We start from the raw sequence: 22455 nt of genomic DNA, 5'->3' as shown, positions 1-22455 counted from the left end.
CACCCGGGACCGGTTCATGACCACACCTTTACGTACTGTTTAATGGCAACCGCATAATTGCGAGCCATTCGCAACAACAGTCGATCTTCAAAAGGGGTGTGGGCAATGACGTCCCGGTCCATACGGCGCGTGGCCGCCACCGCGCTGGCGGCCACGATGGCGCTCACCGCGGCGGCCTGCGCCGCGCCGAACGAGGGCCGGGGCGGCGGCAAGCCCACCGACACCGCGGTCGTCGGCATCGCCTACGAGCCCGAGACGCTCAGCCCCCTCCTGGGCTACGGCAAGGACGGCAACTCCAAGATCTTCGACGGGCTGCTCACCCACGACGCCGAGATGCGCCTGAAGCCCGCACTGGCCGCCGCCCTCCCCAAGGTCACCGACGGCGGCACGACCTACACCTTCACCCTCCGCCCGGGCGTGAAGTTCAGCGACGGCAAGCCCTTCACCGCCGACGACGTGGTCTTCACCTACGCGACCATCCTGGACGAGAAGACCAACAACGCCTCCAAGGCCGAACTGGACGCCCTCGACAAGGTCGAGAAGAAGGACGACCGGACCGTCGTCTTCCACCTGAAGTACCCGTACGCGCCGTTCGCCGAGCGCACCGTCCTGCCCATCGCCCCCCAGCACCTCGCGGGCAAGCAGGACGTCAACACCGGGTCCTTCACCACCCACCCGGTCGGCACCGGCCCCTACGTCCTCACCAAGTGGTCCAAGGGCGAGAAGCTCACCTTCACCGCCAACCCGCACTACTGGGGCGGCGCGCCGAAGGTCAAGCACTTCACCATGGCGATCATCAAGGACGACGACATCCGCGCCACCCGGCTGCGCTCCGGCGACCTCGACGGCGCCATCCTGCCGCCGGAACTCGCCGCCACCTTCAAGGCCGACCAGGGCCGCAAGACCGTCGCCGCCAAGACCTTCGACTACCGCAACGTCACCCTGCCCAGCGCCAACCCGGTCACCGGCGACCGCGCCGTCCGTCGGGCGCTGGACCTCGCCGTCGACCGCCAGGCCATGGTCAAGGGCATCCTCAGCGGCGCCGGCAAGCCCGCCTACGGACCGGTGCCGACCGACAGCCCCTGGTTCGCCAAGGGCACCGAGCGCCCGCACGACCTGGCCAAGGCCCAGCAGATCCTCGACGAGGCCGGCTGGAAGAAGGGCCCCGACGGCGTCCGCGCCAAGGACGGCCGGCGCGCCTCCTTCACCCTCTGGTACCTCTCCGGCGACAAGCTCCGCCAGGAGCACGCCCTGGCCTTCGCCTCCGACGCCAAGAAGGCCGGCATCGAGGCCAAGGTCGAGTCCGGCACCTGGGAGGCGATCGAACCCCACATGAAGCAGGACGCGGTCCTCGCCGGCGGCGGCAGCCCCGCCGACCCCGACTTCGACCAGTACCTGCTGCTGCACTCCTCGCTCGCCGGCGACGGCTTCAACAACATGTCCCGGTACGCCAACGACACCGTCGACGAGCACCTCGTCACCGCCCGCCGCACCGACGACCACCAGGCCCGCAAGAACGCCTACGACGCCGTCCAGCGCGAACTGGTCAAGGACCCCGCCTACGTCTTCCTCACCCACGTCGACCACCTCTACGTGATCGACGACCGCTGGCAGGGCCTGACCACCCAGGTCGAACCGCACGACCACGGCCTGGCCTCCGGCCCCTGGTGGAACGTCGAGGACTGGCAGCCCACGAAGTGACCGCGCCGACCTCGCTGCCCTGGGGGCCGATGGCGCGGATGACGGCACGGCGGGCGCTGACCGCCGTGCCGGTCCTGCTCGCCGTCACCCTCGGGGTGTTCGCGATCGCCGCCGCCTCGCCGTTCGACCCGGTGCGCGCCTACGCCGGCACCGCCGGCCTCACCGCCTCCCAGGAGAACCTCGACCAGCTCCGCCACAACCTGGGCGTCGACCAGCCGCTGCTCACCCGCTGGTGGGACTGGCTGACCGGTGCCCTCACCGGCGACCTCGGCGACTCCGCGAGCCTGCGCGCCCCGGTCTCCCAGGTCATCGGCGAACGCCTCGGCTGGTCGGTGCTGCTGTGCGCACTGGCCTTCGCCCTCGCCGTGGCCGCCGGCACCGTCCTCGGCGTCCTGGCCGCCCGGCGCCGCGGCGGCGCCCTCGACCGCGCCGTCACCACCACCGCCTACGTGCTGGAAGCCGCCCCGCCCTACTGGCTCGGTCTGCTCGCCGTCTGGCTGGGCGCCCTCAAACTCGGCGTGCTGCCCGCCGGCGGCCTCACCGACACCGGCAGCGACCTCGTCACCGCCGGCCAGGCCGCCCGCCACCTCGTGCTGCCGGTGCTGGTGCTCGCCGTCTCCCAACTCCCGTGGTTCGTGCTCTACGTCCGCCAGGGCGTCGCCGACGCGCTGGCGGAGGACCCCGTGCGCGGCGCCCGCGCCCGCGGCCTGCGCGAACGCACCGTGCTGCGCCAGCACGCGCTGCGCTCCGGCCTGCTGCCCGTGCTCACCCTGATCGGCTCCCGCGTGCCCGAACTCATCACCGGCGCCCTCCTGGTGGAGACCGTCTTCAGCTGGCCCGGCATCGCCGCCGCCACCGTCCAGGCCGCCACCAGCGTGGACTTCCCGCTGCTGGCCGCGCTCACGGCGCTCGCCACCGCCGCCGTCCTGGCCGGCAACCTGCTGTCCGACCTGCTCTACGGGTTGGCCGACCCGAGGGTGGGGTTCGATGGCTAGCGCCAGCACGTCCGCCGCGCCACCGCAGAGCCGGCGCGGCACCGGCTCCCGGCGCGCCCTGCGCCTACGGATCTGCGCCGGCATCCTCGCCGCCGTCGTCCTCGCCGTCGTCCTCGTCCCGCTGCTGTTCCCCCTGGACCGGCAGGCCGTGGACCTCGCCGCCAAGCTCCAACCGCCCTCCGTCGCCCACCCGTTCGGCACCGACGAGGTCGGCCGCGACCTGCTGCTCCGCTGCGTCTACGGACTGCGCGTCTCGCTGCTGGTCGGGGTGGTCGCCGCCGTGGTCGCCACGGTCATCGGCACCGCCGTCGGCGCCCTGGCCGGCGCGCTCGGCGGCTGGGCCGACCGCACCGTGATGCGCCTGGTCGACCTCTTCTCCTCCGTGCCGCACCTGCTGCTGGGCATCTTCATCGTCGCCATGTTCCGGCCCGGCGTCTGGCCGGTGATCGTCTCGGTGGCGCTGACGCACTGGCTGTCCACCGCCCGGATCGTCCGCGCCGAGGTGCTCTCGCTGCGCTCCCGACCCCACCTCGACGCGGCCCTCACCGGCGGCGCCTCCCGCTGGCGGGTGACGATCCGTCACCTGCTGCCGGCCGTGCTGCCGCAGGCCGCACTCGCCGCCGTGCTGATGGTGCCGCACGCCATCTGGCACGAGTCCGCGCTCTCCTTCCTCGGCCTGGGGCTGCCCGCCCACGAGGCGAGCCTGGGCATCATGGCCAACGCCGCCCGCGGCTCCCTGCTGGCCGGCGACTGGTGGCCCACCCTCTTCCCCGGCCTGTTCCTCGTCGTGCCCACCCTCGCCGTCGCCGGCCTGGCCGGCGCCTGGCGGGAGCGGCTCAACCCGCGCCGCCGATCGGAGCTGATGCTGTGACCGCCCACGGGACCGCGGCGGACGCCGCCCGCCCGACACCCGACCGGAGCCCCGGACCGGCCGGCGCCCCCGCCGACCGTCCCCTGCTCGCGGTCCGCGACCTGACCGTCCGCTTCCGGATGCCCGGCGGCCGGTCCGTCGCCGCCGTCACCGACGCCGCCTTCGACCTGGCACCGGGCGAATGCCTGGTCCTCGTCGGCGAGAGCGGCTGCGGCAAGTCCGTGCTCGCCTCGGCGCTGCTCGGCCTGCTGCCCGGCAACGCCGAGGCCACCGGCACCGCGCTGCTCACCGACGCCCGCGGCACCACCGACCTGCTCGCCGCCGGCGAGGCCGAACTGGCCCGCTCCGTGCGCGGCCGCCGCATCGGACTGATCCCGCAGAGCCCGGCCGCCCACCTCACCCCCGTCCGCACCGTCCGCGCCCAACTGGAAGAGACCGTACGGGAGTTGACCGACACCCCGCGCGGACCCGCGCTGCGGTCGGCCGCCGAGCGGATCGCCGAACGCGCCGCCTTCCCCACCGGCCACCTCGACCGCCACCCGCACCAACTCTCCGGCGGCCTGGCCCAGCGCGCCGCCACCGCCCTCGCCCTGGCCGGCGACGCCCCGCTGCTGCTCGCCGACGAACCGACCACCGGCCTCGACCGCGACCTGGTCGACCGCACCGTCGACGAACTGCGCCGGCACCTCGCCGCCGCACCGTCCCCCACCGCCGCGAACGGCACCGGCCGCGCCCTGCTGATGATCACCCACGACCTGACGGCGGCCCAGCGGATCGCCGACCGGGTCGCCGTGATGTACGCCGGCCGGATCGTCGAACTCGCCGACGCCCCACGGTTCTTCGGCACCCCCGGCCCCCGCCACCCCTACGCCCGCGGCCTGTTGGACGCCCTGCCCGAGCGGGCCTTCACCCCCATCCCCGGGATGCCGCCCGAACTCGGCGCCCTCCCCGACGGCTGCGCCTTCGCCGCCCGCTGCGACCGCGCCACCGCGCGCTGCGCGACGCTCCCCGCACCACGCGACGGCGTCGCCTGCCACCACCCGGGCCCGCCGAAGACGGAGACCGACCGTGCTCGAACTGCGTGACATCACCGCCGGATACGACCGCCGCGCCCCCGTCGTGCGCGGCGTGTCGCTGGCCGTCGCCCCGGGCGAAGCGGTCGGCCTGCTCGGCCCGAGCGGCTGCGGCAAGTCGACCCTGGCCCGGGTCGCCGCCCTGCTGCACCGCCCCGACGCCGGCACCGTCGTCCTGGACGGCGCGCCCGCCCGCGGCTGGCGCCACCGCGCCCCCCGCACGCAGCGCACCGCCTTCGGCGTCCTCTTCCAACAGCCCCGACTGTCCGCCGACCCCCGACTACGGCTCGCCGACGTGATCGCCGAGCCACTGCGCGCCACCGGACGGAAGGTCGAAGTGGCCGACCGGCTAAGGGAGTTGGGGCCGCTCGTCGGCCTCGGTGCGGAACTGCTCACCCGGCGCCCGCACGAGGTCAGCGACGGCCAGCTGCAACGCGCCTGCCTGGCCCGCGCCCTGGTGCTCCGCCCGCGCTGGCTGATCTGCGACGAGATGACCGCGATGCTGGACGCCTCCACCACCGCCGCCCTCGTCGCCGTCGTCGAGTCCTACCGGCGGGAGAGCGGCGCCGGACTGCTCGCCGTCGGCCACGACCGCACGCTCCTGGAACGCTGGTGCGACCGCACCGTCACCTGGGCGGAGCTGGAAGCGACCGCCGGAATGCCGGGCGCGGGCTGAGCGTTCCCCCTACGATGGTCCGGCGTGTGACGGACGAGCACCATGGTGCCGGAAGTGATCATTGGTGAGACAGGAGCGATCGTGACCGAAGCGACGCATGTGACGGCCGAGGCGGACACGGCTGCGCCCTTCACCGTGCCGATCACCGTCCGGGGCTACGAGACCGACACCCAGGGCCACCTCAACCAGAGCGTCTACCTCCAGTACGCCGAGCACGCCCGCTGGTCCCTCCTCCAGGCCAGCGGCATCCCGCAGCGCGCACTGGTGGCCCGCGGCATCGGCCCGGTCACCGTCGAAACCACCATCCGCTACCTGCGGGAGCTCCACGCCGGCGACGAGGTCGAGGTCAGCTGCCGGTTCGTGTGGGGCGAGCGGAAGACCTTCGTGATCGAGCAGTCCGTCCACCGGACCGACGACGGCACCCTCGCCGCCGAGATCCGCGCGGTCTGCGGAATCCTGGACCTCACCGAACGCCGCCTCGTGCAGGACCCGCGCACCGCCCTCGGCGAACTCGCCACCGACCCCGCGCTCCTGGGCCTCGACCAGCCGTAGGCGCGCCCCCCGCCCCCTGCCCCACCGCACGGTCCGCCCCTCACGACCGCTGCGGCACCACCGTCACCTCCGTGCCGGCCGCCCGTACCGCCCGGACCTGCTCCGCCGGCAGCCCGTCGTCGGTGATCAACAGATCGAAGTCGGTCAGCGGCGCCAGCGCGTACAGCCCGTCCTTGGCGAACTTGGTGTGGTCGACGAGCAGCACCCGCCGCGCCGCGCTCTCCATCATCGCCCGCTTGACCTGCACCGTCTCCGGCGAGGTGTGGTAGCAGCGGCCCTTGGCCACGGCCGTCGTCGACAGGAACAGCACGTCCGCCCGATAGGCCCGCACCGCGTCCGCGGTGTGCAGCCCCATGAACGCGTCGTACGCCGGGAAGTACGCCCCGCCCAGCGTGATCAGCGAGATCCCCGGCTCCTTGGCCAGCGTGGTGATCGCCGGCAGCGAATTGGTGAGCACCGTCAGCGGCGCGTGCCCGGGCGCCTGGTGCGCCAGCATCAGACAGGTGGTGCTGTCGTCCAACAGCACCGTCTGCCCCGGCGTCAGCAACGCCGCCGCGGCCCGCGCCAACGCCTGCTTGGTCGCCGCCATCGTCGCCATCCGCTCCGCGACCGTGCCGTGGAAATGCGCCGACGGCAGCCCCGTCGCCCCGCCCCGCACCTTCCGCAACCAGCCCTGCGCCTGCAGCGCGTCCAGGTCCCGGTGAGCGGTCATCAGGCTGATCCCGAACTCCGCGGCCAGCTCCGAGGTCCGCACGAACCCCCGCGCGACCACCGTCTCCCGGATCCGGCGCCGCCGTTCCTCCTGAGCCTCGACCCGGTCCATCGCCCCGTTCCCTCCGGTTCGCGCCGCGGTCACCCACGTGAAGGCGCCGCGTGATGTTCACACGAAGGTAACGCGGGCCACCGGGTGCAGGTGCCCGCCGGACGCGGTTCCGTCCCGATGCCTCACGGCAGCTCCCCGCCGCGATGGGAACATTCCGGCCGCCCTTGACGGCCCTTTCGCGCGAGCGGTTGCATCACCGCGTCGTCCACCGGCCACCGAGGCTCCCGCCGCCCCTCCCGCCGGCCCGGACCACCCGCATCCGTCCCGCCGCACACAAGGGGAGCTTCGATGACGAACCCTCCGCTGCCCGCGCCCCGCGCGCTCCCGGCCCGCCTCGGCATCCCGCCGACCCTCGCCTGGGGATACCTCGGACTGCTCCTCTTCATGATCGGCGACGGCGTCGAATCCGGATACCTCTCGCCGTACCTCATCGACCGCGGCATCCCCGAGTCCCGGGTCGCCCTGCTCTTCACCGTCTACGGCATCGCCGCGGCCATCGCCGCCTGGCTCTCCGGAGTCCTCTCCGACCTGTGGGGCCCGCGCCGCGTGATGGCGACCGGCCTGGCCGTCTGGGCCGCCTTCCAACTCCTCTTCCTCACCGCCGCGCTCCCGCTCACCAACTACCCCCTGATGCTCCTCGGCTACGGCCTGCGCGGCCTGGGCTACCCGCTCTTCGCCTACGGCTTCCTCGTCTGGATCGCCGGCGTGGCACCCCGGGCCCGCCTCGGCACCGCCATGGGCTGGTTCTGGTTCGCCTTCACCGGCGGACTCCCCACCCTCGGCTCCCTCGTGGCCAGCGGCCTGATCCCGCACATCGGCGCCTACGCCACGCTCTGGGCCGCCCTGGCACTGGTCGTCGCCGGCGGACTGACCGCACTGCTACTCGTCCGCGACGCACACGGCGCGCCCCGCCCCCGCGGCGCGGGGGAGGGGCCACTGGCCACCCTCGTCGGCAGCGTCACCGTCCTGTGGCGCAACCCCCGGGTCGGCGCCGGCTCCCTCGTCCGGGTCATCAACACCGCCTCGCAGTTCGGCTTCTTCGTCGTCCTGCCGGTGCACTTCACCAAGACCGTGGGCTTCACCCTCACCCAATGGCTGCACCTGCTCAGCGCGATGTTCGCCACCAACATCTTCGCCAACCTGCTGTTCGGCGTGGTCGGCGACCGCATCGGCTGGCGCCGCACCATCGCCTGGTGCGGCGGCGCCGGCTGCACCCTGAGCACCCTGACGCTGTTCTACGTCCCCACCGCCGCCGGCCCCAACTTCCCGCTAGCCCTCCTGGTCGCCGCGTTCTACGGCGCTACCCTGGCGGGATACGTACCGATATCAGCGTTGATGCCCTCCTTGGAACCGCGGCACAAGGGACAGGCACTGGCGGCGCTCAACCTCGGCGCCGGCGCCAGCACCTTCGTCGGACCCGCCGTCGTCGCCGCCTTCGTCGGGCCGCTCGGCGTCGAAGGGGTGGTCTGGATCTTCGCGGGGATGTACGCGGTGAGCTGCGCCCTCACCCTCCTGCTGAAACTGCCGGACCCACCGGAACCGGCAGCCACCGTCCGCACCGCCGCCGCGCACACCACCGAACGCCCCGGCGCGAAGGGACTGAGCTGATGTCCGTCCTCACCATCGACGCCGGCACCACCGTCATCAAGTCCGTCGTCTTCGACGACCAGGGCCACGAGACCGCCGTCTCCCGCATCGCCACCGACGTCCTGCGCCCCCACCCCGGCTGGGCCGAACAGGACATGGACGCCGTCTGGCGGGCCGTCGTCCACACCGTCCGCGACGTCCTCACCGACCTCACCGACCCGGTCCGGCTGATCGCCTTCACCGCCCAGGGCGACGGCGCCTGGCTCGTCGACGACCACGACCGCCCCACCGGCCCCGCCATCCTCTGGTCCGACGGCCGAGCCGGCGACCTCCTCACCACCTGGCAGCACGACGGCCTCCTCGAAGCCGCCTTCCGCCGCAACGGCTCCCTGACCTGCGCCGGCATGCCCAACGCCCTCTTCGCCTGGCTCGCCGCCCACGACCCGGACCGACTGGCCCGCTCCACCACCTCGCTCACCGCCGCCGGCTGGCTCTTCCTCCGCCTCACCGGCATCCGCGCCACCGACGAATCCGACGCCTCCGCCCCCTTCCTCGACCACGCCACCGGCGCCTACGACCCCGCCATCCTCGACCTCTTCGGCCTCACCGACCACGCCCGCCTCCTGCCCACCGTCCTCGCCGAGGACCAACGGACCGCCGAACTGACCACCACCGCCGCCGACCAACTCGGCCTCCCCACCGGCCTCCCCGTCGTCATGGCCCCCTACGACATCGCCGCCACCGCCCGCGGCGTCGGCGTCGTCAACCCCGGCCAGGCATGCAGCATCCTCGGCACCACCCTGTGCACCGAAATCGTCCGCACCGGCATCGACACCACCGGCGAACCCTCCGGCGTCACCATCGCCTACCGCGGCCGCGAACGCGTCCTCCGCGCCTTCCCCACCCTCAACGGCGCCGAAGTCCTCGGCTGGGCCGCCCGCCTCCTCCACCTGCCCGGACCACCCGAACTCTCCCGCCTCGCCTTCGAAGCCGAACCCGGCGCCCGCGGCCTGATGTTCCTGCCCTACCTCTCACCCGCCGGCGAACGCGCCCCGTTCCTCGACCCCACCGCCCGCGGCTCCTTCTGGGGCCTGACCCTCGACCACACCCCCGCCGACCTCGCCCGCGCCGTCTTCGACGGACTCTCCCTCGTCCTGCGCGACTGCCTGACCGCCGCCCGCACCGACGTCACCGAACTGCGCCTGTGCGGCGGCGGCGCCAACAGCGACGCCTGGTGCGCCCTGATCGCCGACGCCACCGGCGTGCCCACCGCCCGCTCCGGCGACACCGAGATCGGCGCGAAGGGCGCCTTCCTCACCGGCCTGGTCCGCACCGGCGCCGTCAGCAGCATGCACCGCGCCGCCGACACCTACGTCCACGTGCAACGCCGCTGGCAACCCGACCCCGAGCGCACCGCGTTCTACGCCGCCCTCCACGAGGACTTCCTCGCCTGGCGCGGCCTCGCCCGCACCGCCGGCTGGCGCACCACCGCCACCTGGCGCCCGGAAACCACCACCCGCCGCACCGACCCCACCCACCACCCCGCCGAGCAACCCGCCCCAGGAGGCATCCGTGTCTGACCCGCACGCCCCCGGACCCACCGGCCACCACCCCGGCCCCGACGGCATCTGGCTCGGCCTCGACCTCGGCACCCAAAGCGCCCGCTGCCTCGCCGTCGACGGCACCGGCACCCTCCTCGCCACCGCCGCCCGCCCCCTCACCGGCAAGCGCACCGGCAACCGCCACGAACAAGACCCCCACCAGTGGTGGACCGCGCTCGCCGAGGCCTGCCGCGAAGCCCTCACCGGACTCGACACCCGCCGCATCCGAGGACTGGCGATCGACGGCACCTCCGGCACCCTCCTCCTCACCGACCCCCACGGCACCCCCCGCACCCCCGGCCTCATGTACGACGACGGCCGCGCCACCGAACAGGCCGAAGCCGTCAACGCCGCCGGCGCACCCGTCTGGCAGGAACTCGGCTACCGCACCATGCCGCCCTCCTGGGCCCTGCCCAAACTCCGCTGGCTCCTCGACGACGACCCCACCCTGCGCACCGGCTCCCGCCTCCTGCACCAAGTCGACCTCATCACCTGGAAACTCGCCGGCCACCAACTCCCCAGCGACACCAGCCACGCCCTCAAAACCGGCTACCACCTCATCGACGAACGCTGGCCGCACGACGTCACCGACCACCTCGGCATCCCCACCGACCTGCTGCCCGACGTCGCCCGCCCCGGCACCGTCCTCGGCACCGTCTGCCCGGCCGCCGCCGACGCCACCGGCATCCCCGCCGGCACCACCATCGTCGCCGGCATGACCGACGGCTGCGCCGCCCAGATCGGCGCCGGCGCCCTCACCCCCGGCGCCTGGAACGCCGTCCTCGGCACCACCCTCGTCCTCAAAGGCAGCAGCGACCACCTCATCCGCGACCCCGCCGGCGTCGTCTACTGCCACCGCGGCCCCGGCGACACCTGGCTGCCCGGCGGCGCCTCCAGCAGCGGCGCCGGCGTCATCTCCCAGTACTTCCACGGCGAGAACCTCGACGTCCTCACCGACCAGGCCGCAGCCCTCGACCCCGACGCCGTCGCCTACCCCCTCGTCTCCACCGGCGGCGAACGCTTCCCCTTCCACGCCCCCGAAGCCGAACCCTTCATCCTCGGCGACGTCCCCACCCGCGCCACCGCCTTCCACTCCTACCTCCTCGGCGTCGCCTGCCTCGAACGCCTCTGCTTCGACTACCTCGACCTCCTCGGCGCCCCCACCGACGGCCCCCTCACCTACACCGGCGGCGCCGCCCGCAACACCTACTGGTGCCGCCTGCGCGCCGAAGTCCTCGGCCGCACCGTCCACGTCCCCGAACACGCCGAAGGCGGCCTCGGCATGGCCGTCCTCGCCGCCACCTCCAGCGGCGCCACCCTCACCGAAGCCGCCACCGCCATGGTCCGCCCCGGCACCGAGATCCGCCCCGCCCCCGACCGCACCCCCCGCTACCTCCCCGTCTACCACCGCTTCGTCGACGAACTCACCCGCCGCGGCTGGCTCGCCCCCGCCGTCGCCGACCACGCCCTCAGGAGGGCCGCCCAGTGACCGACTTCCTCCTCGTCCGCCACGGCGAGACCGTCTGGCACGCGGAGAACCGCTACGCCGGCCGCTCCGACGTCCCCCTCACCGACCGCGGCCGCGAACAGGCCCGCACCCTCGCCCACTGGGCCACCACCGCCGACCTCACCGCCATCTGGACCTCCCCCCTGACCCGCGCCCGCCTCACCGCCGCCCCCGCCGCCGACGCCTGCGGCCTCACCCCGCACGTCGACGAACGCCTCTACGAACTCGACTTCGGCCAGGGCGAGGGCCTCACCCGCGACGAAATGCGCCAACGCTTCCCGCGCGGCGTCGCCGACTTCCTCGCCGACCCCGCCGAGCACCACCTCCCCGGCGGCGAACACCCCCGCCACGCCGCGGAACGCGCCGCCGCCTGCCTCACCGACATCGCCCGCGACCAACCCCACGGCCGCATCCTCGTCGTCGCCCACTCCACCCTCATCCGCGTCCTGCTCTGCCACCTCCTCGGCATCCCCCTCGCCGCATACCGCCGCACCTTCCCCGAACTCCACAACGGCGCCCTCACCGAGATCCGCCTCGACGGCACCCACACCGCCCTCCTCCGCCTCAACGCCCCCACCCACACCGAAACCCCCGCCGCCCTGCCCTGACCCGCACCACCCCACCCCGCACCACCCCACCCCGCACCACCCCACCCAGGAGAAGACCCCGCATGACCACCACCGTCCTCGCCGCCGGCAACCACTTCATCCGCCCCGGCCTCTTCAGCGCCGCCGTACGCGCCGCGGCCGGGGACACCCCACTGGACATACGCGAGATCCAATTCGGCTGGCCACACACCCCCTTCGGCCCGGTCGCCGAGGTCACCGAGGCATCCGGCACCGAAGACGACATGATCGAGGCGCTCCAAGGCATCGAGATCTGCGTCACCGAACACGGCCCGCTCACCGAACGCATCCTCGCCAACTGCCCCGACCTCAAGCTCTTCTGCACCAGCCGCGGCGGCCCCGTCAACGCCAACCTCGCCGCCGCCACCCGCCACGGCGTCGCCGTCTGCAACGCCCCCGGCCGCAACGCCACCGCCACCGCCGAACACACCCTCACCCTGCTGCTGGCCGCCGCCCGCGGCGTCGGCGACACCCACACCGACCTCCGCCGCGGCATCTGGCGCGGCGACTACTACGACTACGACACCTGCGGCATCGAGATCGACGGCACCACCATCGGCCTCATCGGCTTCGGAGCCATCGGCAGCCGCGTCGCCAAGGTCCTGCACGCCATGGGCGCCCACGTCCTCGTCCACGACCCCTACGTCCGCCCCGAAGCCCTCGCCGGCCTCGCCGAACAGGTCCCCCTCGACGTGCTCCTCACCCGCTCCCGCATCGTCTCCCTGCACGCCCGCGTCACCCCCGAGACCACCGGCATGATCGGACCCGCCCAACTCGCCGCCATGCCCCACGGCTCGGTCCTGATCAACTGCGCCCGCGGCGCCCTCCTCGACTACGACGCGGTCTGCGACGCCCTGGAATCCGGGCAACTCGCCGGCGCCGGCTTCGACGTCTTCCCCGAAGAACCCGTCCCCGCCCACTCCCGCCTCCTGACCGCCCCCCGCGTCGTCCTCACCCCGCACATCGCCGGCGGCAGCCAACAGGTCGCCCACAAGGCCGCCGCGATCGTCGCCGGCGACGTCGGCCGCTACCTCCGCGGCGAACCCCTCCACCACCAGGCCAACGCCTGACCCGCACAACGACAGGACGGCCCGCCTCGAAAGGCGGGCCGTCCCGTCGTCACGCTTCCGGATGCGCCGCTCAGCGCCGCCGCACCAACGGGAACGGCAGCGTCTCCCGGATCGACAGACCCGTCAGGAACATCACCAGCCGGTCCACGCCGATGCCCAGACCACCGGTCGGCGGCATCGCGTACTCCAGTGCCTGGAGGAAGTCCTCGTCCAGCTCCATTGCCTCCGGGTCACCACCGGCCGCCAGCAGCGACTGCGCCGTGAGCCGCCGCCGCTGCTCGACCGGATCCGTCAACTCCGAATAGGCCGTGCCCAGTTCGGTGCCGAACGCCACCAGGTCCCAGCGCTCCGCCAGCCGCGGATCGACCCGGTGCTGACGCGTCAACGGCGAAACGTCGGTGGGGAAGTCCTTGTAGAACGTCGGCAGCGTCGTCTTCTCCTCCACCAACCGCTCGTACATCTCCAACACGACGTCGCCGCGACCCATCTCCGGCTTCACCGGCACCGACGCGGCCTGACACAACCGCCGCAGCACCGCGGGATCGGTGTCCGCGTCGACCTCCTCGCCCAGCGCCTCGGAGATCGCCCCGTACACCGTCTTCACCGGCCAGATCCCCGAGATGTCGTGCTCGACCAGCCGCCCGTCCTTGTCCGCCTTGCGCGCCGTCGCACTGCCGAACGCGGCCACCGCCGCACCCTGGATCAGCTCCCGGGTGAGGTTCAGCATCACGTCGTAGTCGGCGAACGCCTGGTACGCCTCCAACATCGTGAACTCGGGATTGTGCTTGTACGAGATGCCCTCGTTGCGGAACGTCCGCCCCATCTCGAAGACCTTCTCCATGCCACCCACACAGAGCCGCTTGAGGTACAGCTCCGGCGCGATCCGCAGGTACAGGTCCAGGTCGTAGGCGTTGATGTGGGTGTGGAACGGACGGGCGTTCGCCCCACCGTGGATCTGCTGCAACATCGGCGTCTCGACCTCCAGGTAACCCCGGTCGATCAGCCCCTGCCGCAACGCCTGCACCGCCGTGCTCCGCGCCCGCACCGTCTCCCGCGCATCCGGCGACACGACCAGGTCCACGTACCGCTGCCGCACCCGCGCCTCCGGGTCGGACAGCCCGCGCCGCTTGTCCGGCAACGGACGCAGACACTTCGCGGTCAGCCGCCACCGCGTCACGAACACCGTCAACTCACCGCGGTCACTGGTGCCGACCTCACCCTCGGCCTCCACGTGGTCACCGAGGTCCACGTCCGCACCGAAGCGGTCCAACAGCTCACCGGCCGCGTCCCGGGTCAACGCGATCTGCAGATCGCCCGACCAGTCCCGCAACTCCGCGAACAGCACACCACCGTGATCCCGGACCAGCAGCACCCGCCCGGCGACCGTCACCGTCTTGCCGGTGCGCTCACCAGCCGCCAGCGCCCGGTACTCCTCACGCACCTGACCGAGCGTGTGCGTCCGCTGCACCCCGACCGGGTACGGGTCGGTACCCTCCTGGCGCAGCCGCTCCAGCTTCTGGTGCCGCACCCGCACCTGCTCCGGCAGCGCGGCCAACTCCCGCTCCCGCCGCTCCTCCTCGGTCGCCGGCGCGGCCTGCACCAGACCCAACTCGTCCAACGACGGCAGCCCCGCGGTGCTCGCCGGCGCCAACACCCGCTTCTTGTGGCCCTTGCCCCACAGCTTGCCCAGGCTCGGCACCGCCACGAAACCCTCGGCGATGCCCGACGCCATGCCGATCCGCGCCAGCGCACCGGCATCCGCGTAGCACAGGAACCGCGGGTACCACTCCGGGTGGTACTTCGAGTTCGACCGGTACAGCGCCTCCAACTGCCACCAGCGGGAGAAGAACAGCAGCAACCGCCGCCACACCTTCAACACCGGACCCGCACCGATCCGCGCGCCCTCCTCGAAGGCCGACCGGAACACCGCGAAGTTCAACGAGATCCGCCGCACCCCCAGCGCCCCGGCCTGCGCGCACAGCTGCGCGACCATGAACTCCATCACGCCGTTCGGCGCACTGCGGTCGCGCCGCATCACGTCCAGCGAGATGCCGTCCTTGCCCCACGGCACGAACGACAACAGCGCGATCATGTTCCCGTCGCCGTCGAACGCCTCGGCCAACAGGCACTCGCCGTCCTGCCCGTCCCCGAGCCGGTCCAGCGCCATCGAGAAGCCACGCTCGGTCTCGGTGTCCCGCCACGCGTCCGCCCGGTGGATGACCTCCTGCATCTCCGCATCGGTCAACTCCGCGTGCCGCCGCACCCGGAACGTCGCCCCGGTCCGCTCGACCCGGTTGACCGCCTGACGGGTGCCCCGCATGTCCCGGCCGTCCAGATCGAACTCCGAAACGTGCAGGATCGCCTCGTCACCGAGCTGCAACGCACCCAGCCCGGACCGCGCGAACGCCTTGGCACCGTCCTCGCTCGCTCCCATGACCGCCGGCTGCCAGCCGTACCGACCCGCGACCTCCAGCCACGCGTCGATCGCCGGCGCCCACGCCTCCCGGTCACCGACCGGGTCACCACTGGCCAGACAGACACCGGCCTCCACGCGGTACGTCACCGCGGCCTTGCCACTGGGGGAGAAGACCACCGCCTTGTCCCGACGGGTGGCGAAGTAACCCAGCGAATCCTGGCTGCCGTACTTCGACAGCAACGCCCGGATCCGGTCCTCCTCGTCACCGTGCAGCGCCGCTTCCATCCGCTGCGAACGGAACAGCGCGGCGGCGGCGTTGAGCAGCGCCAGCGCGCCCAGCAGCCCGAGCAGCGTGCCGATCCAGTGCGGTGGGTGACCCTCCACGATCCGGCCGCCGACCAGCCCACCACAGACGCGGTTGGCCGCCCACAGCAGGCGATTGCCGCCACCGGCCTCCAACGAACCCGGTGCCAACGACACCACGCCCCAGCCGACCAGCACCGCGGCCACGAGACCGCCGGCCAGCACCAGCGCGGCCCGCAGGAACGCACCGCGCCGAGTGATCGCGTAGAACTCCCGGTGCGAGACGAGCAGCAGCACCAGCGCCCCGGCGCACAGCGCCAGCGAGAAGCCGAACTCCCAGAACCCGGCCGCCAGGAACAGCGCGTCGGCGAGGACGTTCAGCACCATGTACGCGGCCACGAACCACAGCGCCACCCGTTTGCGCGCGGTCATCGCCGCGGCCAGGAGGAAGAGGAACGCGGCGTAGGCGAAGTTCGGCGCCACCGGGATCGTGAGCGTGTCCAGCCAGTAGATCACCGAGTGGAGCGTGCGCCGAAGGGGCCCGATCAGCGCCGTCAGGGCACAGAAGAGCCCCAGCAAGCTGAAGATGATGGCGAAGCCATTGGGGACGCGGCGCCGGAAGCGCAGCCACCCCGTGAGTTGATCCTGGTCCTGCACGGTGCTCATTCCGTCACATTAGGCTCTGAAAAGGGGTCGGCAGTCCGACACGAGGCGCGTGCTCCGCCTCCGGCCCACTGCCGCTGCGACCGGCCGACCATCGAGGCTCCGGCCCGCCCCCTCTGTTGTCTGTCCCTCACAGGGAGGGTTCGGTGACCCGTCACGGAGTCACCCACCTGGACCTTGCCATAACGCCGGCGTAAGTCCGAGTCCGGGCGTGAGATACGCGTCAGAATCGAGGTCCGCCCGGACGGCCGTACCCCGACCCACGGTGAACCGCAGCCCGTAGTCCTTGGTGAAGAAGCGTCCGCCCCCGGAGTCCACGCCGTTCAACTCGGCCTGGAGGGTCACCTTGGTGCCCGGCTTCCACTCCTGCTCCGGCCGCCAGCTGATCCGGTCCTTGCCGTGGACCGACTTCCAGGTCCACGCACCCGTCGTCCGGTTGTCGGTGGTCACGGTCAGTCGCCGCTCCACCGCCGCCCGGTCCCGCACCGGAAAGGCGAAGGTCAGGGTGATCGGATCATGGACGCCCACCACCTCGCCGTGCGGCCGCGGGGCGATCGTCAGCCGGTTCCGCTTGGCCACCTTCCCGGTGGTCAGCGACTCCTTGGCCTCATCGGTGGCGCCCTGCTGGTTCTTGGTCCGGGCGAGCACCGAGTACTTGGTGTCCGGCGCGACCTTCGCCCGCGACGTCCACACCGTCCCGCCCGCACTGAACCCGCCGACGAGCTGCCGGCCCCGGGGATCGGTCACCGTCACCTCGGTCAGCACCCCGCCGGCCGCACTCACCCGCAGCCGGTCACCGGCCTGCACCGTCGGTTGCCCGCCGGCCGAACCGAGCCCCACCTTCACCGGCTGCTCCACACTCGCCGAGGCCCGGGTCGCGTCGCAGGCCGCTAGCGTGCCGACGCCGAGCACCGGCATCAGCGCGAGGGCGACGCACAACGACCGGGAGGGCCGGAACGGCCGGGCGGGGCTCAGGCTCATGAGCGGACTTTCCGTCGGTGTGTGGGAGGCGGCGGCAATGTCGGCCGCTAAGACGGCCAATCGCCACACTCCGTTGCGAGGAGTGAGGTGATCCATGCCACTTCTTTACCGACCCGTGGAACCGCCGTCACACACGCCGCTCCCGCATCAACGGAGACGGGACCGAGGCATCCCGACCCCCCCGACCACCCACCCGGGTGACCGCTCGGTGACCCGCAGTGATCACCCGTTCGGGCCACCACGTCGCGAACCGGACATACCCCGAAATGCGCCAAACTGGCCACCGCTCGCCGTCCGTTCGGGCGGTCGTCGAGGAGGTGTGGTGTCCATGGCTGTCTCCATCTCGGTCATCCTCTTGCTGGTGGTCCTGATCGTGATCTTCCTACGCAGCGGCAAGCTGAAGCTCTCGCATGCCATCGTCTGCGGACTGCTCGGCTTCTACCTGGCCGGCAGCAGCCTCGCTCCGGACATCCACCACGGCCTCGCCAACGCCGCCGAGGTCGTCAGCAGCGTCCGCCCGTGACCGACTCCACCGCGACGCGTCAACATCCCGCTACACTGAGTGAAAATCCCGGGAATGATTAACTCTCCGTAATCGTTGCCGAACAGGGAAGAGGCAAGCGGGCACACCGGCACCCGGCCCCCGCAACCCTCGCCCCGCGACCGCCCCCAACACAGACCGCCGCCCCAGCACATACCGCCGCCCCCAGCGCATACCGCCGCCCCCAGCGCATACCGCCGACCTCGACGCAGACCGCCGTCCCCGACGCAGACCGCCACCCTCGACGCGGGCCACCTGGACGTAGGCCCACTCCCGACGAGTGCTAACCGCCCGCGGCCCGCACGGCCCCGCCACCCGCACCGGCCCGCCACCCTGCCCCGGTCTTGCCCCGTCGCCTCGCGCGCCGGAGGTCGGACGCCGAACCCGCCTCGGCCGATGCCCGCACTCCGTGTCGGGTGTGGCGTCGAGCCCCGCCCCGCGCCACGGCGGGCGGAAGCGGGAGGACCCGCACCACGAGTTCGCCGTCGAGCCACGGGCTGGCCGTCGGGCTGCGGCTCATCCGAGGTCGGACTGTGGCTCACCGGAGTGAGAAGACCCCCAGCGCATTGGCCACCGGTCGTTCCTTGCCGTCCGTGGGGTGGTTGCGTACCTGGACCTCGCCGTAGCGGTCCTCGGTGACGAACGTCGAGGAGCCGCCGCCGTCCAGGTCCGTCGCGTCGCGGGCGCCCAGCCGTGCCATCAGCCCCGCCAGTTCGCGGACCGTCAGCCCGGTCTGGTGCTGGCCCTTCTCGCCGTCCAGGGCCATCAGCAGCAGGGTGCGTCCGTGGTGCGCGATGCCGGCGGAGGTGCGCATCGTGACGGCGGTGATGTCCAGGCCGGCCGTGGGGCGCCCGTCGCGCAGCACCGGGAAGCCGCCCACCGCGCAGCGCAGCCGACCCGGGCGGTGGCCGACGAGCCGGTGGCTGATCCGGACCCGCTCGCCGAGGTGCAGCGCGCGCAGGCGTCGGGCGCCCCCCTCGCGGCCGACCAGCACCACCGAGCCCGGCGCGATCGTGCCGGCACCCGGGCGCCGGGCGGTCTTGACCACCCGGCCGTGGCGGACGGTGACCTCGGCGGTGGCGGTGTCGCAGCCCGCCCCGCGGTCGGTGTCGGTGCCGCAGACCGCCCGTTCCCGGGACACCCCGCCCCACCGGGCGGTGTACGCGCCGATGCCGCCCTGCGGCAGGGCGTACTGGTTCAGCCCGCGCAACGGCCAGTCGCCCGCGGCGCTGCGGACGGTGCCGCGCAGGGCCAGCCGGTCCAGTCGGGCCCGGCGGTCGTAGCCGATGCCGAGCACGTCCTCCGTGCTTGCGCCGGGGGGCAGTGGTGGGCCGAAGCGTTGGCCGTCGGGCACCGCGCCCTTCAGTGCCCGTCCCGAGGAGACCTCGGGGCCGACCGACGAGCCGGTGACCGCCACCCCGGGGTGCTGGGCCTCGCTGATGTTGAAGAAGTCGCCGTTGACCGCCGCGACCGCCTCCTGGTCCCCGGCCAGTTCGGACACCGGGGCCCGGGCGGCCACCGCGGCCGGATGGAGCAGGTCCACGGAGACCTCGGGGTGGGACAGGTCCACGGTCAGCAGGTGGCCGCGGGCGGTGCCGCGGGGCAGTGCCAGTCGGAACGCGGAGTAGGTGACCCCGGGGGCGAGCCGCACCGGTGTGGTGCGGCTGAGGTGCGTGCCCCGCGTGACGGGGGAGGGGGCCGGTGCGGCGAGGTCGGCGGCCGCCGCCCGGGCCGTGCCCGCCACCGCGCCACCCACCAGGACGCCCCAGGCGACTGCGCCCGCCGTCGCTGCGCGGATCGTGACCGTCCGGATGGTTCCCAACCGCTTTTTCACGACAGCCCCCTGACGTTGCGTCAACTGTTTCAGGTGGTGGCAGCGCTCACTATGGACCGCGGATGGCGGGATTCCGAACATCCGCGGAACGGTGCCGTGTCGCCCGGCGGGCGGCCGCCCGCCGGGCCGGGGCGACCGGTTCGGCCCGGCGGGACGGCCCCTTGCGTCGTCGGAGGTCGGCGCCGTCAGAAGTCGGCCAGGTCCTGCCAGAAGTTCGCGCCCTTGACCAGCTCCATGTAGTGGGCCCAGTCCCAGTACTGTCCGGGGTCGGTGTGGTCGGTGCCCGGGACCTCGACGTGCCCGATGATGTGCTCGCGGTCCTTGGGGATGTCGTAGCGCTCGCAGATGGCGGCGGTCAGCAGTGCCGAGCGGGCGTAGAGCGTCTCGGTGAACCACTTCGGTTCGTCGATCCACCCCTCGTGCTCGATGCCGATGCTGCGGGTGTTGTAGCCCCAGTTGCCGGCGTGCCAGGCGACGTCCCGTTCGCGGACGCACTGGGCGGTGTAGCCGTCCGAGGACCGGACGACGTAGTGCGCGGCGGCCTTGTGCGCGGGGTCCTGGAAGAGTCGCAGGGTGTCCGCGAAGGTCTCCTGCGTCACGTGGATGACGACGGTGTCGATCGGGTACTGCGTGGGGCGGTTGGCGGCGGTGTAGTTGGCGGCGTCGGCCGGGGTCCAGTGCACGGGCGGGTAGCCGAAGGGCCGTGCCCGCCGCCTGCGCGGTGTGGCGGCGCCGGCCGCGGTGAGGGGGGTGAGGGCGGCGGCTGCGGCGAGTGCGGCGGCGCCGGTGAGCAGCCGCCGGCGGGCCGGGAAGTGCTGGTCGGGTTCCATGCGAACTCCTGACAAGGACCGAGGGGGGTCGCGTACATGTCACGCACGTACCGGTGCGTTCATCATGCGCAACGGCGCGCGTGCTGCCAAGGGAATGGCCGGCGTGTCAATGGCTTGACCAAAGAAGGCCCGCGGCGGGTGACCTGCGCCCAAGGCCCTGATCGGCCGCGACGCACGTCACCCGGGTGCCGCGCCGCGCCCCGATCCTGACGGAGGGTCAGTGGGGCGGGCGGCACCCGGGTGACGGGGTGTCCGGCTGGTCGCTCAGTGTCCGATCTCGACGTCCTCCAGGACGCCCAGCGCGTCGGGCACCAGTACCGCCGCGGAGTAGTAGGCGCTGACCAGGTACTTGATGACGGCCTGGTCGTTGATGCCCATGAACCGGACGGACAGGCCCGGTCGGTACTCGTCCGGGATGCCGGTCTGGTGGAGGCCGACCACGCCCTGGTTCTCCTCGCCGACGCGCAGGGCCAGGATCGAGCTGGTCTGGTCGGGGTTGATCGGGATCTTGTTGCAGGGCAGCAGCGGGATGCCGCGCCAGGCGCGCACCGGCGTCCCCTCGAACTCCGCGGTCGCCGGGTAGATGCCGCGGGCGTTCCACTCCCGTCCGATGGCCGCGATGGTCCGCGGATGCGCCAGCAGGAACTGCGTCTTGCGGCGCCGGGAGATCAGCTCGTCGAGGTCGTCGGGGGTGGGCGGGCCGCTGCGGGTGTGGATGCGCTGCTTGAGGTCGGCGTTGTGCAGCAGGCCGAACTCGCGGTTGTTGACCATCTCGTGTTCCTGGCGCTCGCGCAGCGCCTCCACGGTGAGTCGCAGCTGCTGGTCCAGCTGGTTCATCGGGTCGTTGTAGAGGTCGGCCACCCGCGAGTGGATCTTCAACACGGTCTGCGCGACGCTCAGTTCGTACTCCCGCGGCGCCCGCTCGTAGTCCACGAAGGTGCCCGGCAGCGCCGGCTCGCCGACGTGTCCCGCGGCCAATTCGATGGCTGCCTCGCCGTGCTTGTTCTGGGCCGGGACGAGCGCGGTGCGGACGTTCTCGACGTGCTCGCGCAGCGCCGCCGAACGGCTCAGCACCTCTTCGTAGTCGCCACGGGAGAGGGTGAGGACGGTGCCGCGGGTGGCCGCGCGCAGGGTGAACTCCCACTCGGCGTCCGGCGCCAGCAGTGCGGCGTCGCCGGCCGCGTCACCGCCGGCGAGGACGGCGGTCACCGTGTCGTCGCCGTACTTGCCGGTGCCGATCCGTTCGACCTTGCCGTGCGCGATCAGGATGACCTGGTCGGTGGTGGTGCCCTTGGTGGCGAGGACGTCGCCGGGGGCGACGTCCCGCTGGGTGAACCGGCCGGCGAGCTCCTGGAGCGTGGGGTCGTCGGTGAAGCCGCGCAGCGGCGCCAGCTCGCGCAACTCCTGCGGGATGACGCGGACCTCGGAGCCCTCGGTGACGAACTCGACCTCGCCGTCGCCCAGGGTGTGGGTCAGGCGGCGGTTGACGCGGTAGGTGCCGCCGGAGACCTGCGTCCACGGCAGGATCCGCAGCAGCCACCGCGAAGAGATCCCCTGCATCTGCGGCGGGGTCTTGGTCGTGGTCGCCAGATTGCGGGCGGCCGCGGTGTCCAGGCTGGACCGGTGCTCCTCGGAGCCGTCGGTCTGCGGGCCGGACGTGGGGTCCACGGATGTGGTCATGCGGGGGGTCACCTGTTCCGATCGGTGCGTAAAGCGTGGAAGGCAAAACGCGGTGAAAAGCGCGGGAAATCACTCAGCAAGGCGGTGGAGCGGGCGGCACTGCCGGACCGTGCGGTGCGGCAGTC

Annotated in this window: 18 protein-coding genes; 12 read left to right on the top strand and 6 right to left on the bottom strand. The window is 72.7% G+C overall.

Annotated elements, in window-relative coordinates:
- Positions 1–105: 105 nt before the first annotated feature.
- Genes ACJ6WD_RS01015 through ACJ6WD_RS00990 form a run of 6 tightly spaced genes read left to right on the top strand, consistent with a single transcriptional unit; the run spans position 106 to position 5868 of the window.
- The gene (locus tag ACJ6WD_RS01015; protein WP_407614939.1) at positions 106–1701 is read left to right on the top strand and encodes an ABC transporter substrate-binding protein; all 1596 of its coding nucleotides are present in this window, start codon (positions 106–108) and stop codon (positions 1699–1701) included.
- 29 nt (positions 1702–1730) lie between these two features.
- The gene (locus tag ACJ6WD_RS01010) at positions 1731–2696 is read left to right on the top strand and encodes an ABC transporter permease (RefSeq protein WP_407615103.1); all 966 of its coding nucleotides are present in this window, start codon (positions 1731–1733) and stop codon (positions 2694–2696) included.
- Positions 2689–3567, top strand: coding sequence for an ABC transporter permease (locus ACJ6WD_RS01005; RefSeq protein WP_331249200.1), 879 nt, complete (start codon positions 2689–2691; stop codon positions 3565–3567). The genes ACJ6WD_RS01010 and ACJ6WD_RS01005 overlap by 8 nt, the downstream gene beginning before the upstream one ends.
- Positions 3564–4652, top strand: coding sequence for an ABC transporter ATP-binding protein (locus ACJ6WD_RS01000; RefSeq protein ID WP_407614938.1), 1089 nt, complete (start codon positions 3564–3566; stop codon positions 4650–4652). The genes ACJ6WD_RS01005 and ACJ6WD_RS01000 overlap by 4 nt, the downstream gene beginning before the upstream one ends.
- Entirely contained in the window at positions 4636–5316 is a 681-nt protein-coding gene (locus ACJ6WD_RS00995) for an ABC transporter ATP-binding protein (RefSeq protein ID WP_407614937.1), read from the top strand. The genes ACJ6WD_RS01000 and ACJ6WD_RS00995 overlap by 17 nt, the downstream gene beginning before the upstream one ends.
- 42 nt (positions 5317–5358) lie before the next feature.
- Complete coding sequence (locus ACJ6WD_RS00990; protein WP_233656591.1) at positions 5359–5868, top strand: thioesterase family protein; 510 nt, start codon at positions 5359–5361, stop codon at positions 5866–5868.
- 40 nt (positions 5869–5908) lie between these two features.
- Here the strand turns inward: ACJ6WD_RS00990 and ACJ6WD_RS00985 are convergent, their stop codons facing one another.
- Entirely contained in the window at positions 5909–6691 is a 783-nt protein-coding gene (locus ACJ6WD_RS00985) for a DeoR/GlpR family DNA-binding transcription regulator (RefSeq protein ID WP_233656592.1), read from the bottom strand.
- 288 nt (positions 6692–6979) lie between these two features.
- On the opposite strand from ACJ6WD_RS00985, the gene ACJ6WD_RS00980 reads away from it, so the two are divergent.
- The 5 genes from ACJ6WD_RS00980 (at position 6980) to ACJ6WD_RS00960 (ending at position 13082) form a co-directional block, all read left to right on the top strand.
- Positions 6980–8299, top strand: a complete 1320-nt coding sequence (locus ACJ6WD_RS00980; protein ID WP_016574595.1) for an MFS transporter — start codon at positions 6980–6982, stop codon at positions 8297–8299.
- On the top strand, positions 8299–9858 hold the full coding sequence (locus tag ACJ6WD_RS00975; protein WP_233656593.1) for an FGGY-family carbohydrate kinase: 1560 nt from the start codon (positions 8299–8301) through the stop codon (positions 9856–9858). Before ACJ6WD_RS00980 ends, ACJ6WD_RS00975 begins: the two co-directional genes overlap by 1 nt.
- Entirely contained in the window at positions 9851–11368 is a 1518-nt protein-coding gene (locus tag ACJ6WD_RS00970) for an FGGY-family carbohydrate kinase (RefSeq protein WP_407614936.1), read from the top strand. Before ACJ6WD_RS00975 ends, ACJ6WD_RS00970 begins: the two co-directional genes overlap by 8 nt.
- Positions 11365–11994: a histidine phosphatase family protein gene (locus ACJ6WD_RS00965; RefSeq protein WP_331249203.1), complete on the top strand. Its 630-nt coding sequence runs from the start codon at positions 11365–11367 to the stop codon at positions 11992–11994. The genes ACJ6WD_RS00970 and ACJ6WD_RS00965 overlap by 4 nt, the downstream gene beginning before the upstream one ends.
- Before the next feature lie 62 nt (positions 11995–12056).
- Entirely contained in the window at positions 12057–13082 is a 1026-nt protein-coding gene (locus ACJ6WD_RS00960; protein ID WP_331249469.1) for a 2-hydroxyacid dehydrogenase, read from the top strand.
- Positions 13083–13152: 70 nt separating this feature from the next.
- On the opposite strand, the gene lysX is transcribed toward ACJ6WD_RS00960, so the two are convergent.
- The gene (gene lysX, locus ACJ6WD_RS00955; RefSeq protein ID WP_233656597.1) at positions 13153–16467 is read right to left on the bottom strand and encodes a bifunctional lysylphosphatidylglycerol synthetase/lysine--tRNA ligase LysX; all 3315 of its coding nucleotides are present in this window, start codon (positions 16465–16467) and stop codon (positions 13153–13155) included.
- Positions 16468–16626: 159 nt separating this feature from the next.
- Positions 16627–17445, bottom strand: coding sequence for an Ig-like domain-containing protein (locus ACJ6WD_RS00950; RefSeq protein ID WP_233656598.1), 819 nt, complete (start codon positions 17443–17445; stop codon positions 16627–16629).
- A 328-nt stretch (positions 17446–17773) separates the two neighbouring features.
- Here ACJ6WD_RS00950 and ACJ6WD_RS00945 point away from each other — a divergent pair, with 328 nt between their 5' ends.
- Positions 17774–17968, top strand: a complete 195-nt coding sequence (locus tag ACJ6WD_RS00945) for a hypothetical protein (RefSeq protein ID WP_331249470.1) — start codon at positions 17774–17776, stop codon at positions 17966–17968.
- 556 nt (positions 17969–18524) lie between these two features.
- Here the strand turns inward: ACJ6WD_RS00945 and ACJ6WD_RS00940 are convergent.
- The 3 genes from ACJ6WD_RS00940 to ACJ6WD_RS00930 all read right to left on the bottom strand — a co-directional run bounded on the left by ACJ6WD_RS00940 (position 18525) and on the right by ACJ6WD_RS00930 (position 22330).
- The gene (locus tag ACJ6WD_RS00940) at positions 18525–19820 is read right to left on the bottom strand and encodes a phosphodiester glycosidase family protein (RefSeq protein ID WP_407614935.1); all 1296 of its coding nucleotides are present in this window, start codon (positions 19818–19820) and stop codon (positions 18525–18527) included.
- A gap of 185 nt (positions 19821–20005) precedes the next feature.
- The gene (locus ACJ6WD_RS00935; RefSeq protein ID WP_233656600.1) at positions 20006–20650 is read right to left on the bottom strand and encodes an N-acetylmuramoyl-L-alanine amidase; all 645 of its coding nucleotides are present in this window, start codon (positions 20648–20650) and stop codon (positions 20006–20008) included.
- A gap of 264 nt (positions 20651–20914) precedes the next feature.
- Positions 20915–22330 (bottom strand): family 2B encapsulin nanocompartment shell protein, encoded by a 1416-nt coding sequence (locus tag ACJ6WD_RS00930; protein WP_407614934.1) that lies wholly within the window; start codon positions 22328–22330, stop codon positions 20915–20917.
- Between the last annotated feature and the right edge of the window lie 125 nt (positions 22331–22455).

Origin of the sequence: Streptomyces sp. VTCC 41912, from assembly GCF_045799175.1 — a bacterium.
Taxonomy (GTDB): domain Bacteria; phylum Actinomycetota; class Actinomycetes; order Streptomycetales; family Streptomycetaceae; genus Streptomyces; species Streptomyces albulus_C.
This window is presented reverse-complemented; position numbering and strand designations above follow the sequence as displayed.

Bases quoted from the DNA above. Each gene is read 5' to 3' on its own strand.
- ACJ6WD_RS00930 (WP_407614934.1), bottom strand. From the start codon at position 22,330: ATGACCACATCCGTGGACCCCACGTCCGGCCCGCAGACCGACGGCTCC.
- ACJ6WD_RS00945 (WP_331249470.1), top strand. From the start codon at position 17,774: ATGGCTGTCTCCATCTCGGTCATCCTCTTGCTGGTGGTCCTGATCGTG.
- ACJ6WD_RS00985 (WP_233656592.1), bottom strand. From the start codon at position 6,691: ATGGACCGGGTCGAGGCTCAGGAGGAACGGCGGCGCCGGATCCGGGAG.
- ACJ6WD_RS00990 (WP_233656591.1), top strand. From the start codon at position 5,359: ATGGTGCCGGAAGTGATCATTGGTGAGACAGGAGCGATCGTGACCGAA.
- ACJ6WD_RS00980 (WP_016574595.1), top strand. From the start codon at position 6,980: ATGACGAACCCTCCGCTGCCCGCGCCCCGCGCGCTCCCGGCCCGCCTC.
- ACJ6WD_RS01005 (WP_331249200.1), top strand. From the start codon at position 2,689: ATGGCTAGCGCCAGCACGTCCGCCGCGCCACCGCAGAGCCGGCGCGGC.
- ACJ6WD_RS00960 (WP_331249469.1), top strand. From the start codon at position 12,057: ATGACCACCACCGTCCTCGCCGCCGGCAACCACTTCATCCGCCCCGGC.
- ACJ6WD_RS00950 (WP_233656598.1), bottom strand. From the start codon at position 17,445: ATGAGCCTGAGCCCCGCCCGGCCGTTCCGGCCCTCCCGGTCGTTGTGC.
- ACJ6WD_RS00935 (WP_233656600.1), bottom strand. From the start codon at position 20,650: ATGGAACCCGACCAGCACTTCCCGGCCCGCCGGCGGCTGCTCACCGGC.
- lysX (WP_233656597.1), bottom strand. From the start codon at position 16,467: ATGAGCACCGTGCAGGACCAGGATCAACTCACGGGGTGGCTGCGCTTC.
- ACJ6WD_RS01010 (WP_407615103.1), top strand. From the start codon at position 1,731: ATGGCGCGGATGACGGCACGGCGGGCGCTGACCGCCGTGCCGGTCCTG.
- ACJ6WD_RS00975 (WP_233656593.1), top strand. From the start codon at position 8,299: ATGTCCGTCCTCACCATCGACGCCGGCACCACCGTCATCAAGTCCGTC.
- ACJ6WD_RS01015 (WP_407614939.1), top strand. From the start codon at position 106: ATGACGTCCCGGTCCATACGGCGCGTGGCCGCCACCGCGCTGGCGGCC.